Genomic DNA, 13,672 nt, shown 5'->3' with positions numbered 1-13,672 from the left:
GGCCTTCGCCGGGATGACGAAACATCAGGGTGCGCTATGGCCGAAAGGCAACATGCACGTCACCTCTCCCGCAGCCGATTCACCTCAAGGAAAATCTCCCGCGCCAGCACGCCCTGGTCGGGCTGATCGATGAAAAACCCCTGCACGCCCAGCCCGTACAGCTGCAGCGCTTCGGCGACGACCGACTGCGGCATGCCGCCCGGCGTCTGCGCAAGGTAGGTTTCCTCCGCGCGAAGCGTGTACGGATGCACCTGCAATCCCGCCTTCAGCGCCCACCCGAGCATCGGGTGCACGAGGCCGGTGCCCTGCGCGGCGAGTTCCGCCTTGCCGTCGCCATTCGCATCGACCGTCGCGTCCAGCGTCGTGCGCGGCAACAGGCTGCCCTTCCACGGGCCGACGCCGCTGGCGTAATTCGCGCGCATCCACGTCAGTGCCGGTTCGGTGGCGAACGTGCCGTATCGCGTGTCCGCATCGAGGCCGCCCGCCGCCTGCACCAGGCCGCCGTAGAGGGCGGCGAGGTTCGCACCGTGCGCGACGTTGTAGGCGACGTCGTACGGGGCGGCGCCCTGGAGGTCGTCGTACAGCTGCACCAGCGGCAGGTCGATGCCAGCGGCCGGCATCAGCGACTTCTTCAGCTCTATCAGGTTCTCGAACTCGAAACTCTGGATGTACACGCGGCGCGGGTCGGTAAAACCTTCGGCCACCAGCGTTTCGACGAGCTTCGCGCCCAGCGAGGCATGGATCGGCGCGCCGTCGATGCGTCGGCCTTCGCGCGCGAAATACGTCGGATGCTTGGTTTCCGGATAGATCCCGATGCGGCGGCCGCTGCGGCTTTCGCGCTTCACCAGCGCGATCACTTCGGCGAGCGTCGGGATCGGATACAGCCCGTCGAAGCGCGTGTTGCCGGGGCGGATCGCGGGAATGCGCTCCTTCGCGCGCAACGTCTTCAGCTCGGCGAGCGTGAAGTCCTCGGTGAACCAGCCGGTCATCGTGAGGCCGTCGATGGTCTTGGTCGCGCGGCGATTGGCGAATTCCGGATGCGAGGCGACATCGGTCGTGCCGGAAATCTCGTTCTCGTGGCGCGCGACGAGCACGCCGTCCTTCGTCGCGACGAGGTCCGGTTCGATGAAATCCGCGCCCTGGCGGATCGCGAGGCGGTACGACTCCAGGGTGTGCTCGGGCCGATACCCGCTGGCGCCGCGATGGCCGATCACGATCAGCCCCTGGCGGCCGAGTGGATCGGACGGGCGATGGCGGTCGGCGGAGGCGCTCATCGCCGCATCATCGGCGAAAGCGGCGGGCGTGGCGATGCCGAACGCGAGCAGCGTCGCGGCGGCGGATCGGAACAACCGGGTGAAGGCGGGCATGGTTCGCTCCTTGCGTTCAGGGGATGCCGGCTCCCCCGAGCAACCGGCCGCGCCATCCTCGCGGCCGAAGATTGCGCGCCGTTGACCGTCGCGCGTCAGCCGCCCAGCCGCTCCATCAACCCGCGTGCGTCGAACGGCGCGCGGACCTTCGCGTCGTTGTCGAAATAGCAGTACACGTCGCGCGCTTGCCGCGTCGGGCGGGCGCGCTCGATGCGCGGCACGTCGGTCGGCACGCCGCCGGTGCGCCACGCCCGGATACGTCGCGCCCAGTCGTCCAGCGCTTTTTCGCCGTAGCCGCTCGCATACAGTTCCTCGTCGCCGTGCAGGCGCACGTAGACGAAGTCCGCCGTGACGTCGCCCACGAACGGAAACTTCCGCGCGGTATCGGCCACCACCAGCGCGATGTTGAACTCGCGCAGCAGCGCGGTGCACTCGGGCACGAGGAAGCTTTCGTGACGTATCTCCAGTGCATGCCGCAGCGGAAACTCGCCCTGCGCGCTCAGCACGCTGCGGCCCTTCATGAGCGCGACCTCGCGACGCCGCGCGAGCTTCGCCGCCTGCGTCGTATCCCGCGGCAATTTGCCGAAGAACGCGCGCAGGCGATCGGCATCGAACTGGAAGTTCGGCGGCAACTGCCAGAGGATCGGCCCGAGCTTCGGCCCCAGCGCGAGCAGCCCCTGCGCGAAGAACGAGGCCAGCGGCGTGTCGATGTCCTTCAGCCGCTTCATGTGCGTGAGGAAGCGGCTTCCCTTCACGGCGAAGACGAAGTCGTCCGGCGTTTCGTCGCGCCACAGGCGAAAGCTTTCCGGGCGTTGCAGCGAGTAGAACGTGCCGTTGATCTCGATGCTGTGGAAGCAGCGCGAGGCGTACTCGAGTTCGCGCCGCTGCGCGAGCCCCTGCGGATAGAACACGCCGCGCCACGGCGCGTAGCGCCATCCGGATATGCCGATGTGCACCCTGCCCTGTTTCGCCGTCATCCCTTTCGCCCCTTGCGCTTGAGCAGCGACAGATCGGCGACGAACTGCGCATAGGCCGCATGGCGATCCTCGTCGCCGCGCTGGCGCAGCACGAACGAGGGATGCACCGTCGCCAGCACGCGCGTGCCGTCGGCCAGCGTCTGCCACGCGCCGCGCTGGGCCATCAACCGGAACTTGCTACCGAGCACCGAACGCGCGGCGATCGCGCCGAGGCAGACAATGATGTCGGGCTTCACCGCGGCGAGTTCGCGCTCGAGCCAGAGGCGGCAGGCGGCGCGTTCGGATGCGTCGGGGCTCTTGTGCAGCCGCACCTTCCCGCGCCATTCGTACTTGAAGTGCTTCACGGCGTTGGTCACGTAGAACGCCGCGCGATCCAGGCCGAGTTCCGCCAGTGCACGATCGAACAGCTTGCCCGCAGGCCCGACGAACGGTTGACCGCTCAGGTCTTCGGCGTCGCCTGGCTGTTCGCCAATGAACAGCACGCGCGCGTCTTCCGGGCCCTCGCCGAATACCGTCTGCGTCGCAGGTTTCCACAAGGGACAGCGCTTGCAGCCTTTCGCGGCCTCGCGCATCGCGGCGAGGCTGTCGTCCACCGGCTCCGGCGCTTCGCCATCGCGCACCGCTACGCGCTTGCGCGGGCGCTTGGCTGGGGGTTTCGGGGGCGTCTTGCGGGTGGCCAATGCGGGCTCCGTGCGTTGGACGGAGTGATGTTGGCGACTGCACCATCAAGGAAGATTGAAGGCCACCATGGGTTTTCGTTACGCGGCCTTTCCCTCTGCTGTTGTAGCCCGGGTAAGCGCAGCCCTTGTAGCCCGGGTAAGCGTAAGCGCACCCGGGAGAACGAAGTGATGGTGTTCGGCAGCCGTGATGCACCCCGGGTGCGCTTACGCTTACCCGGGCTACAAAAGCTACTAAGCATGGGCGTCAGTGTGTCGTGCGCACCACCGGCGCCAGCGACGTCAACGAGATGGGCGCGGTGAATCCCGCGATCGAACGTTCCGGTTCGCGCAGCAGGAGGCGGCGGACCTTCGCTTCCTCGTCGTGCGGCAGTTCCGCCAGCAGGTTCACCTCGCCGGACACGAGCGTTCCCACCGGCACGCCATCCCGATAGAGGATGCGCGAGCCGGCCAGGCGCGGCACCTTCTCGCCGCTGACGATGGTGCCCACCAGGTTGAGCGGATCGACCGCCGACACGCACACCATCGCGCCATCGTGTTGACGCTGGCGGATCTGGCGCATCAGGCCGATGGCCTCCGGCAACGCGAACTGCTCGCCCGAAAGACCGGCGATGAAGCGACCGCCGCGGATTTCGCCACGCGCTTCGAGGCGATGGTAGACACGGACGAGTTCGCGCCACGGCGGCAACCATTGCGCCTCGCGTTCAAGCAGGCGCCAGCACACCACGCCATATCGGCGCAGCAGCGTGCGCGCGACGTGTTCGACGTCTTCCGGCGTGCGCGCCTGTTCGGCCGACGCATTGCGCCGGATCAACGCCCAACGGCCGGCGTCCTCGATGCCGTTCATCGCAATGCGACGACGACGGCCCGGGTTGGTCGCGCTCGGACGCTTGGACGCGGGCACGAGCAACGCGCGAAGACCGGCGTAGCTGTCGCAATGCACGCGGCCACGCGCGACGAGTTCGGCCAGCGCGTCCTCCAGTTCGGTGCGGAGCAGATGCGCGCCACCGACGAGTTCGTCGAAGAACGACGCGCCGTGTTCGCCGAGGTAATCCACGACTTTCTGCGCGCGCGACGACAGCGCCTCATCGGCCGCCGGCGGTGGCGCGAGTCGCGTCCACGCCGCGGCATCGCGACGCGGCAACAGCACGATGGGCGTGGCGCGCACCGGCGTACTGCCCTTCGCCGCACCCGTATCGGCCGGGCCCGCGCGCAGGCGCGTCCACAGCGTGCGGCCGGCGGTGCACAGGTCGTCGAGCCACGAGATGGAATAGTCGTTGATGCGCGCCGGCAGCAGTTCGCTTTCCCATGCGGCCGCGGGCGCTTCGAAGCCTTCCAGCTGCGACACGACGCCGGCGAGCGCCTCGGGCCCGTTGACGCGCGTGCTCGGCGCGACGCGCTGCCAGTCGAACAGGAAACGCATGAAATCGCGCGGCGCGACCGGTTCGATCTCGCGACGCAGGCGCTTGAGCGTGTATCGGTGGATGCGCGCGAGCAGATGGCGCTCGCACCATTCGTCCACGCCGATGCCGGGCGTGAAGCGGCCCTGCATCACGTAGCCTTCGTTCTGGAGGCGCAGCAGTGCGAGGTCCACGTCGCTGCGCGGCAACGACAGATCGTCCGCGATGACCGACGACGGCGTCGGCCCAAGACCGGTCAGGCGCGAGCGCAGCAGTTCGACCAGCGCGTCCTCGCGATCCCAGGCTTGCGCGGCGTATTCGGCGGGCGCCTGGATCGGCGCCTGCATCGGCACGTCGACGTAGACCGCCTGCAACTGCGGCAGGCGTTCGGCTGCGACCCACAGGCCATTGCCATCGCTGCCGCGTTGGCCCACGGGCTTGTCGATCGGCGGCGGCATGAGTTTCGTCGCGCGATGCGCGCGGACCAGGCGCTGCAGCCAGTCGGCCCAGCCGTTTTCGCGCACTTCGCGCTCGCTGACGACGCCCAGGCCCATCAGCGCCTCGTGCATCTCGTCGGCGTTGCGGACCTGCGGCCAGCATTCCTCGCGCACGGCGTCGATGGCGTCGGCGTCGAGGCGGCCGAGATCGTCCGCGCTGCGCGCGTCCGTGTAGCGGCGCGTCTGCACAGCCTGCGTGCGGCGCTCTTCCAGCGGCGCGTCGTCGAGGAAGGCGTAGGGACGCGCGTTGAGGATTTCCGCGGCGAACGGCGACGGCGCACTCAAGTCCCGCGCGACGACCTGCACTTCGCCCGCTTCCATCGCGCGCAGCACGTCGAGCCAGCCGTCGATGTCCATCGCCTCGTGCAGGCAGTCGTGCAAGGTCTGCGCGACCAGCGGATGGTCGGGCACCTCGCGCTCGCCGACGAGGTTTTCCGCGCACGCGACCTGATCGGGGAAAACCGTCGCGAGCAGGTCCTCGGACTTCATGCGCTGCAACTGCGGCGGCACCTTCTTGCCGCCGACGAAGCGCGGCAGCGCGAGCGCGGTGGTCGCGACCCAGCGCCAGCGCGCGCCGAACAGCGGCGCGTCGAGCAGCGCCTGGACCAGCACGTGTTCGGCGGATGCCGAATGCAGGTAGCTGGCGACTTCGATCAGCGGGAAGCTGTGGCTGGTGGACAGCGACAGGATGATCGCGTCTTCGGTCGCCGCCGCCTGCAGTTCGAAATTGAACTTGCGGCAGAAGCGCTTGCGCAGGGCCAGGCCCCACGCGCGGTTGATGCGGCTGCCGTAAGGCGTGTGGATGATGAGCTGCGTGCCGCCGGATTCGTCGAAGAAGCGCTCCAGCACCAGCGTGTGCTGCGTCGGCATCGCACCCAGCGTGGCGGCCGCGCTGCCGAGGTATTCGATGATCTGGCGCGCGGCTTCGGGCGTGAGCAGGACTTCTTCGGTGAGATGGCGGAAGGCGCTGGTGGATTCGATGTTGGTTTGCAGAGCGTCGGGCGCGGTTGCAAGAGCAGCATCGGCCGCATCATTGCCCTGTCCGTCCCGACCCTCACCCCACCCCCTCTCGCGGGGGGAGAGGGGCTCAACAGCGAGGCGCGCGGTGACTTCCTCGCGCAACCGCGACACGGCGACGGACAGTTCATCCGTACGACCCGGCGCTTCGCCCAGCCAGAACGGGATGCTCGGCGGCTGGCCCTGCGCGTCTTCCACGCGCACCTTGCCGGGCTCCACGCGCAGGATGCGGTAGCTCGCATTGCCCAGCTGGAAGATGTCGCCGGCCATGCTTTCGATGGCGAAATCCTCGTTTACCGTGCCGATGAACACCGACTCGGGTTCCATGATCACCGAGTAATCGCCGGTATCGGGAATGGTGCCGCCGGACATGAGCGCGGTGGTGCGTCCGCCCTTGCGGCCGCGCACGACGCGGTTCACGGCGTCGCGATGCAGGTAGCCCGCGCGGATGCCGCGCCGCGTGGTGAAGCCATCGGCCAACATGCGCACGATCGCGTTGAAATCCTCGCGCTTGAGCTGCGCGTACGGCCACGCGCGACGCACCCAGTCGAACAGCGCGTCCTCGCTCCACTCCTGGCACGCGGCTTCGGCGACGATCTGCTGCGCGAGCACGTCCAGCGGCGCCTCGGGCATGATCAATGCATCCAGTTCGCCGCGACGCACGCCGTCGAGCAGCGCCGCGCACTCGACCAGTTCGTCGCGCGTCTGCGGGAACAGGCGCCCCTTCGGCGTGCCGCCCACGTAGTGTCCGGACCGACCCACGCGCTGCAGGAACGCCGCGATCGAACGCGGCGAACCGAGCTGGCACACCAGGTCCACGTCGCCGATGTCGATGCCCAGTTCCAGCGAGGCGGTCGCCACCAGCACGCGCAGTTCGCCGCGCTTGAGGCGTTGTTCGGCATCCAGGCGCAGCTCTTTCGACAGCGAACCGTGATGCGCGGCCACCGCGTCCTTGCCGAGTTTTTCGCCCAGGTGGTGCGCGGCGCGCTCGGCCATGCGGCGCGTGTTGACGAACACGAGCGTGGTGCGGTGCTGTTCGACCAGCTCGCAGACGCGCGTGTACACCTGCTCCCACTGGTCGGACGACATCACCGCGCTCAGCGGCGTCGGCGGCAATTCGAGCGCGAGGTCGCGTTCGCGCGTGTAGCCGATGTCGACGATCTCGCAATCGGGCGTGCCGTCCGGCGCGACGGCGGCGGAACCGACGAGGAATCGTGCGACCTGCTCGATCGGCTTCTGCGTGGCGGACAAGCCCACGCGCGTGAGGCGATGGCCGCACAAGGCTTCCAGGCGTTCGAGCGAGAGCGAGAGATGGCTGCCGCGTTTGCTCGCGGCGACGGCGTGGATTTCGTCGACGATCACCGAACGCACGGTCGACAACATCGCGCGGCCGGATTCGGAACCCAGCAGCACGTACAGCGATTCGGGCGTGGTGACGAGGATGTGCGGCGGCTTGCGGCGGTTCGCGGCACGCTCGGCCTGCGGCGTGTCGCCGGTGCGCACGGCGGTGCGGATCTCGACATCCGGCAGGCCCATCGCGGCCAGTTCCTCGCGGATGCCGGCGAGCGGGGCCTCGAGGTTGATGCGGATGTCGTTGGACAGCGCCTTCAGCGGCGAGATGTAGACGACGAAGGTTTCGTCCGGCAGCGCCGCGGCTTCCTCGAACAGGCTCCCGTTGTTCGCATGCTCCAGTCCACGGCGGACGAGCATGTCGATGGCGGTCATGAACGCGGTGAGCGTCTTGCCCGAACCGGTGGGCGCGGCGACCAGCGTGTTGCGGCCGCTGCGGATCGCCGGCCACGCCTGGACCTGCGCGGACGTGGGCGCGGGGAACGCCTTGGCGAACCAGGCGGCGACGGCGGGATGAAAGGCGCTCAGGGGCATGGGGTCGGATGGTGCGGGAGGCGTGTCTCAGGTTGTGAGACGACGATGGGACAGGCGTTCAGGATCGGCGGGCGAACGGCAGCCCGTTCAGCCAGCCCCCTGCGCCTCGCCCGTGGGAATGTTCGAGGCGCGGACTTGGGCCGCGTCCCCTCGCCCATAAGATGGAGGCATGTCCGCCCTGCCCAACCCCGTTGCCGAGTCCGCCGCAGTGCTGCGCGACTGGCTTGCGCCGTTCGATCGCGTCTTCGTGCTGACCGGCGCCGGGTGCAGCACGAATTCCGGCATCCCCGATTACCGAGACGCGGACGGCCAGTGGAAGCGCACGCCGCCCGTCACCTACCAGGCCTTCACCGGCGATCCGCGCGTGAACGCCCGCTACTGGGCGCGAAGCTTCATCGGCTGGCCGCGTATCGACGAAGCACGCCCCAACGGCGTGCACCACGCGCTCGCAGGCTGGGAGACGCGCGGCGGCGTGTCGATGCTGCTGACGCAGAACGTCGACGGGCTGCACCAGCGTGCCGGGAGTCGTCACGTGATCGACCTCCACGGTCGGCTCGACGGCGTGGTCTGCCTGCAGTGCAAGGCCGAATCGACGCGCGCGGAACTTCAATCGCGACTGGCCGCAGCCAATCCCGAATGGGCGAATCTGGACGCCGGCACCGCGCCCGATGGTGATGCGGACCTGGAAGGCCACGATTTCACCCGCTTCACCGTGCCCGCCTGCGAGGCCTGCGGCGGAATGCTCAAGCCCGATGTGGTGTTCTTCGGCGAGAACGTGCCGCGCGACCGCGCGGTGCGCGCCGGCGAGGCGTTGAAGGCCTCCGACGCGATGCTCGTCGTGGGCTCGTCGCTGATGGTGTACTCGGGATTCCGTTTCGCGCGCATGGCGCATGAGGCGCGCATCCCGCTGGCGATCCTCAACCGCGGGCGCACGCGGGCGGATGAGCTGGCTGCGCTGAAGATCGAGGAAGAGGCCGGCGCGGTGCTGCTGGCAGCGCTTTCGTGATGCAGGATTCCCGCTTCTTGCTCGTGTAGCCCGGGTAAGCGGAGCGCACCCGGGGACTGACGACGTGACAGCTCCCGGCTGCGGCTTCGCCTTACCCCGGCTGCAAACGCCCGTTTGCGTAGACGGGAAAGACGGCCAAAAAGAAAGGCGCCTCAGGGGCGCCTTTCTTCATTGCCGAACCCGAAGCCTCAGGCGTCCTGCCCCTTGGCGAGCAGGCTCGCGCGGCGGCTGTAGAGCACGTAGACGATCACGCCGACGACGTTCCACACCAGGAACCACTTCTGCGTGGTGTGCGGCAGGCTCCAGAACAGGTACAGACAGCCGAAGATCGCCAGCGGGCCAACGACCCACGCCATCGGCGTGCGGAACACGCGCGGGCGGTTCGGATCGCGCTTGCGCAGCACCAACATGCACACCGACACCGCGATGAACGCCACGAGCGTGCCGGCGTTGGCCAGCGCGGCGATCTCGTCCAGCCGCGCCACGCCCGCCAGCGCGGCGACCAGCACCGCGGTGAACAGCGTGATCGCCACCGGCGTACCCGTGCGCGGGTTCACCTTCGACAGGCTGCGCGGCAGCAGGCCATCGCGCGACATCACGAAGAAGATGCGGCTCTGCCCGTAGAAGAACGCCAGCAGCACCGTGGGCAGCGCGATCACCGCCACGATGCCGATGATGAGCGCCGCCTGCGGGTGCCCCAGCTCGCGCATGATCAGCGCCAGCGGTTCGGCGCTCTTGCCGAACACGGTGAAGCTCATCGCGCCCACGGCGGCCAGTGCGACGAGCACGTAGATCAGCGTGCAGCCGACCATCGAACCGATGATGCCGATGGACAGGTCGCGGCCCGGGTTCTTGGTTTCCTCGGCCGCGGTGGAGATCGCATCGAAGCCGTAGAAGGCGAAGAAGATGATCGCTGCCGCCGCCATGACGCCGCGTTCGACACCCGCGGCATCGATGGATTTCGGGAAGCCGTACGGCATGAACGGCGTGAGGTTCGCCGAATCGAACGCCGGCAGCGCCACGGCGATGAACACGCCCAGCGCGATCAGCTTGAACACCACCAGGATCGCGTTGAGCGTGGCGCTCTCGCGCGTGCCGGCGATGAGCATGCCGGCCACCAGGAAGGTGATGACGATCGCCGGCAGGTTGATCACGCCGCCCGCGTGCGGGCCGGCCGCCAGCGCAGCGGGCAGCATCACGTTCCATCCGGTCTGGTCGTGCACCCACTGCAGGAAGCCCGCGAAGTAGCCCGACCACCCCACGGCGACCGTGCTGACCACCAGCGAGTACTCCAGGATCAGGCTCCAGCCGACGATCCAGGCGATCGCCTCGCCCAGCACCGTGTAGCTGTAGGTATAGGCGCTGCCGGCCGCCGGCATCATCGTGGACATCTCGGCGTATGCCAGCGCCGCGCAGGCGCAGACCACGCCGGCGACGATGAAGGACAGCAGCACGGCCGGGCCGGCCTTGTCCGCGCCCACGCCGATCAGCGTGTAGATGCCGGTGCCGACGATGGCGCCGATGCCCAGCGCGACCAGGTGCGGCCAGCCCAGGGTGGGCACCAGCCGCCGCCCTTCCTCATGGACGGTGAGCCTGTCGATGTCCTTTCGCCGGAGCCATGACTGCATGCAGAACCTCGTTCGAACCGGGTGTGAAGGCGCACATACTGAGCCATCGCCCGGCCGGATGCGACGTGCAGTGCAGCTTGCGCGCCAGCCCCCCGATGTTGCACGCATCCGCCGCCTTCATCGCATGGGCGGCCGGGCCGTCCTACCATCGCGGTTCCCTGTCGCCGGTGGCACCCGATGAAGAAGTGGATCGCCCTGCTCGTGGTCGCCCTGCTGGCCCTGGCCGGCTGGATCGCCGCCGGCCCGTTCCTCACGATCAACTCGATCCGCACGGCGGTTGCCGAGGAGGACACGGCGGAGCTGGCCGAACACGTCGACTTCGTGGCGGTGCGGCGCAGCCTGCGGGCGCAGGTCGAGGACACGCTCGCGCGCAAGGCCGGCATCGATGCGCAGAACAACCCGCTGGGCGCGTTCGCGCTGGGGCTGGCCAACCAGGCGGCGGGCGGGATCGTCGATGCACTGGCGACGCCGGCCGGCATCGGCGCGGTCCTGCAGGGTCGCGGGCTGTTGCATCGCTTGAGCGGCGGCGGTGTCGACCCGGATGACGGCACGGCGCATGTGCCACCGCCCGATCCCCTGCGTGATGCGAGCTACCGGTTCGAGTCGCCGTCGCGGTTCACGGCGACCGTGCGCAATGCGGATGGGGATCCGGTGGTGTTCGTGCTCACGCGCAACGGGTTGCGCTGGAAGCTGACGGATATCCGATTGCCGCTCGCGGCGTTGATCGGGCCCTAGGCTTTTGTAGCCCGGGTAAGCGAAGCGCACCCGGGGACCCGCACGCATTATCCGGGTGCGCTTCGCTTACCCGGGCGACCAGCGCACGCAGCCCGGCGCGAGAAGAACACCGCACATCACCCGTTATTTCACGATCGCCGGATTCGCCACGCCATGCGGCACGTGCCCCGCGGCGACGTGATCGCGGGCCGACAGGATGTTGTGCTCGGAATCGTCGAAGAAGATGTCCGCGCCGAACGCCTCCAGGAACGGGCCCTTCGCGCGCCCGCCGAGGAACAGCGCCTCGTCGAGCCGGATGTCCCACTCGCGCAGCGTGCGGATCACGCGTTCGTGCGCCGGGATCGAGCGGGCGGTGACCAGCGCGGTGCGGATCGGCGACGCCTGCCCCGTCGGGAACGCCTGCTGCAGCCGGTGCAACGCATCCAGGAAGCCGCGAAACGGCCCGCCGGAGAGCGCCTGCGCCGCGTGGCTGCGCTCGTGCTCGGTGAACGCGGCCAGGCCGCCCTCGCGCGAGACGCGTTCGCCCTCGTCATCGAAGATCACCGCGTCGCCGTCGAACGCGATGCGCAACTGATCGTGCCGCTGCTGCGGCGCGCGGGCCGGCAACAGCGTCGCCGCGGCCACGCCGGCGGCGAGCGCGCTGCGCACGTCCTCGGCGTTGGCCGACAGGAACAGGTCGGCGTTGAACGGTCGGATGTACGGGTAAGGCGGCGCGCCGTTGCTGAACGCCGCGCGCTTGATCGCCAGCCCGTAATGCGCGATCGAGTTGAAGATGCGCAGCCCGCTGTCGGCCGAGTTGCGCGAGATCAGGATGACCTCGACGCGCGGCGCCTCCGGCGGCGCACCGTCGTTGAGCGCGAGCAGCTTGCGCACCAGCGGGAAGGCGATGCCGGGCGTGAGCAGGTCGTCTTCGTGCGAGCGCTGGAAATCCGCGTAAGCGTCGATGCCCTCGCGCTCGAACAGCGCGTGGCTGTCTTCCATATCGAAGAGGGTTCGCGAGGAAATCGCGACGATCAGCGGATCGGCATCACGGTCGGGCATGGCGGAATTATGCCGCAGCGTGGTCGCGGGGATTGAGACGGTTGGCGAGAGCCTGGATCACGGCGGGAATGCGGACGGCGTGACAGCCTGGACCCCGGCTTTCGCCGGATGACGCTTTCAAGCCCCTCTCCCCTCGGGAGAGGGGTTGGGGTGAGGGGCAACGAAGCCGAAGCGGTGAACAGCGGTCAGGGTGCTGCACTGCGCCGTTGCTTCTCGCCGCGCGGAAATCAGAGAAGCAAATGGGTTCCAGCTTTCGCTGGAATGACGGAGGGAATGCGGACGGCGTAACAGCCTGGCCCCGCCTTCGCCGGATTGACGCGTCAAGCCCCTCTCCCCTCGGGAGAGGGGTTGGGGTGAGGGGCAACGAAGCGGGAGCGGTAAACAGCGGTTGCCGTACACCGCTGCGTTGTTGCTTGTTTCGCCGCGAGCGGAAATCGCACAAGCAAAATAGGTTCCAGCTTTCGCTGGAATGACGGCGGGAATGCGGACGGCGCGACAGCCTGGATCCCGGGGCTTCGCCGGCATGCCGGTATAGGCGCCCCGCCCCTACGCCACGAACTGCTCCGCCAGCATCCGCTCCTCGAGGTTGTGCTCCGGATCGAACAGCAGCGTCACGGTGCGATCGTGCGATTCGCGGATCGTCACTTCCACCACATCGCGGACTTCGTGCGAGTCGGCGGTGGCGCTAACGGGGCGCTTGTAGGGATCGAGCACGTGGAAGCGCACTTCGGTGTCGGCCTTGAGCACGGCGCCACGCCAGCGACGCGGGCGGAAGGCGGCGATCGGCGTCAGGGCGACGACGTTCGCGCCCAGCGGCAGGATCGGCCCGTGCGCGGAGAAGTTGTAGGCGGTGCTGCCGGCGGGCGTGGCGACCATGACGCCGTCGCAGATCAGTTCGTCCAGCCGCGTTTCGCCGTTGAGGTCGATTCGCAGGTGCGCGGCCTGGCGGGTCTGGCGAAGCAGCGAGACCTCGTTGTAGGCGAGCGAGCCCACCGTCGCGCCCGATTCGGTTTGCGCGACCATCTCCAGCGGGCGCAGCACCGCCGGTTCGGCGGCGTGCAGGCGACCGAGCAGGCCGTCGCCGTCGTGCTGGTTCATCAGGAAGCCGACCGTGCCGAGCTTCATTCCGTACACGGGTTTGCCGAGGCCCCCGTAGCGATGCAGCGTCGCGAGCATGAAACCGTCGCCGCCGAGCGGCACGAGGATGTCGGCATCCTCCGGCGCGTGCTGGCCGTGCTGCGCGGTGAGGGCTTCGAGGGCGCGCTGCGCGCCATCGGCGTGGCTGGCGAGGAAGGCGATGCGTGGCGTCGCGGTCATCGGCGGCTCCGGGGGTGAGGGAGGCAGCATAACCGGTGGGACGTCGTCGTCATCGAAGTGGCGACAGAGCCCCTCTCCCAACGGGAGAGGGGTTGGGGTGAGGGGCAACGAAGTGTCTGGTTAAAA

General features: G+C 68.6%; 7 protein-coding genes and 2 pseudogenes. 2 read left to right on the top strand and 7 right to left on the bottom strand.

Annotated elements, in window-relative coordinates; translation table 11 throughout:
- Positions 1 to 59: 59 nt before the first annotated feature.
- From LA521A_RS07645 to LA521A_RS07630, 4 genes and pseudogenes are all read right to left on the bottom strand, one after another.
- Positions 60 to 1,367 carry a glycerophosphodiester phosphodiesterase family protein gene (locus tag LA521A_RS07645; RefSeq protein WP_281781699.1) on the bottom strand — a complete coding sequence of 436 codons (1,308 nt, stop codon included), beginning with the start codon at positions 1,365 to 1,367 and terminating at the stop codon, positions 60 to 62.
- A 95-nt stretch (positions 1,368 to 1,462) separates the two neighbouring features.
- A complete protein-coding gene (locus LA521A_RS07640) occupies positions 1,463 to 2,344 on the bottom strand; it encodes a DUF72 domain-containing protein (RefSeq protein WP_281781698.1) in 882 nt (293 codons plus the stop codon).
- A pseudogene (locus LA521A_RS07635) lies at positions 2,341 to 2,979 on the bottom strand (UdgX family uracil-DNA binding protein); the annotation flags it as partial. The gene LA521A_RS07640 and the pseudogene LA521A_RS07635, both read right to left, overlap by 4 nt.
- Before the next feature lie 364 nt (positions 2,980 to 3,343).
- Positions 3,344 to 7,819 (bottom strand): annotated as a pseudogene (locus LA521A_RS07630) (DEAD/DEAH box helicase); the annotation flags it as partial.
- Positions 7,820 to 7,988: 169 nt separating this feature from the next.
- Here LA521A_RS07630 and LA521A_RS07625 point away from each other — a divergent pair.
- Positions 7,989 to 8,825 carry an NAD-dependent protein deacetylase gene (locus LA521A_RS07625; protein ID WP_281781695.1) on the top strand — a complete coding sequence of 279 codons (837 nt, stop codon included), beginning with the start codon at positions 7,989 to 7,991 and terminating at the stop codon, positions 8,823 to 8,825.
- A gap of 188 nt (positions 8,826 to 9,013) precedes the next feature.
- Here the strand turns inward: LA521A_RS07625 and LA521A_RS07620 are convergent, their stop codons facing one another.
- Entirely contained in the window at positions 9,014 to 10,453 is a 1,440-nt protein-coding gene (locus tag LA521A_RS07620) for an amino acid permease (protein ID WP_281781694.1), read from the bottom strand.
- A 177-nt stretch (positions 10,454 to 10,630) separates the two neighbouring features.
- Here LA521A_RS07620 and LA521A_RS07615 point away from each other — a divergent pair, with 177 nt between their 5' ends.
- Positions 10,631 to 11,188: a DUF2939 domain-containing protein gene (locus LA521A_RS07615; protein ID WP_281781693.1), complete on the top strand. Its 558-nt coding sequence runs from the start codon at positions 10,631 to 10,633 to the stop codon at positions 11,186 to 11,188.
- A gap of 123 nt (positions 11,189 to 11,311) precedes the next feature.
- Here LA521A_RS07615 and LA521A_RS07610 read toward each other — a convergent pair whose 3' ends face one another.
- Together LA521A_RS07610 and LA521A_RS07605 are read right to left on the bottom strand one after the other, a co-directional pair.
- Complete coding sequence (locus LA521A_RS07610) at positions 11,312 to 12,229, bottom strand: 5'-nucleotidase (protein WP_281781692.1); 918 nt, start codon at positions 12,227 to 12,229, stop codon at positions 11,312 to 11,314.
- Between the two features lie 546 nt (positions 12,230 to 12,775).
- Entirely contained in the window at positions 12,776 to 13,546 is a 771-nt protein-coding gene (locus LA521A_RS07605) for an NAD kinase (RefSeq protein ID WP_281781691.1), read from the bottom strand.
- Positions 13,547 to 13,672: the final 126 nt, after the last annotated feature.

Source organism: Lysobacter auxotrophicus (genome assembly GCF_027924565.1).
Lineage (GTDB): Bacteria > Pseudomonadota > Gammaproteobacteria > Xanthomonadales > Xanthomonadaceae > Lysobacter_J > Lysobacter_J auxotrophicus.
The sequence above is the reverse complement of the archived record's forward strand: the minus strand, read 5'-3'. Positions and strand labels throughout refer to the sequence as shown.

Bases quoted from the DNA above. Each gene is read 5' to 3' on its own strand.
- LA521A_RS07645 (WP_281781699.1), bottom strand. From the start codon at position 1,367: ATGCCCGCCTTCACCCGGTTGTTCCGATCCGCCGCCGCGACGCTGCTC.
- LA521A_RS07640 (WP_281781698.1), bottom strand. From the start codon at position 2,344: ATGACGGCGAAACAGGGCAGGGTGCACATCGGCATATCCGGATGGCGC.
- LA521A_RS07625 (WP_281781695.1), top strand. From the start codon at position 7,989: ATGTCCGCCCTGCCCAACCCCGTTGCCGAGTCCGCCGCAGTGCTGCGC.
- LA521A_RS07620 (WP_281781694.1), bottom strand. From the start codon at position 10,453: ATGCAGTCATGGCTCCGGCGAAAGGACATCGACAGGCTCACCGTCCAT.
- LA521A_RS07615 (WP_281781693.1), top strand. From the start codon at position 10,631: ATGAAGAAGTGGATCGCCCTGCTCGTGGTCGCCCTGCTGGCCCTGGCC.
- LA521A_RS07610 (WP_281781692.1), bottom strand. From the start codon at position 12,229: ATGCCCGACCGTGATGCCGATCCGCTGATCGTCGCGATTTCCTCGCGA.
- LA521A_RS07605 (WP_281781691.1), bottom strand. From the start codon at position 13,546: ATGACCGCGACGCCACGCATCGCCTTCCTCGCCAGCCACGCCGATGGC.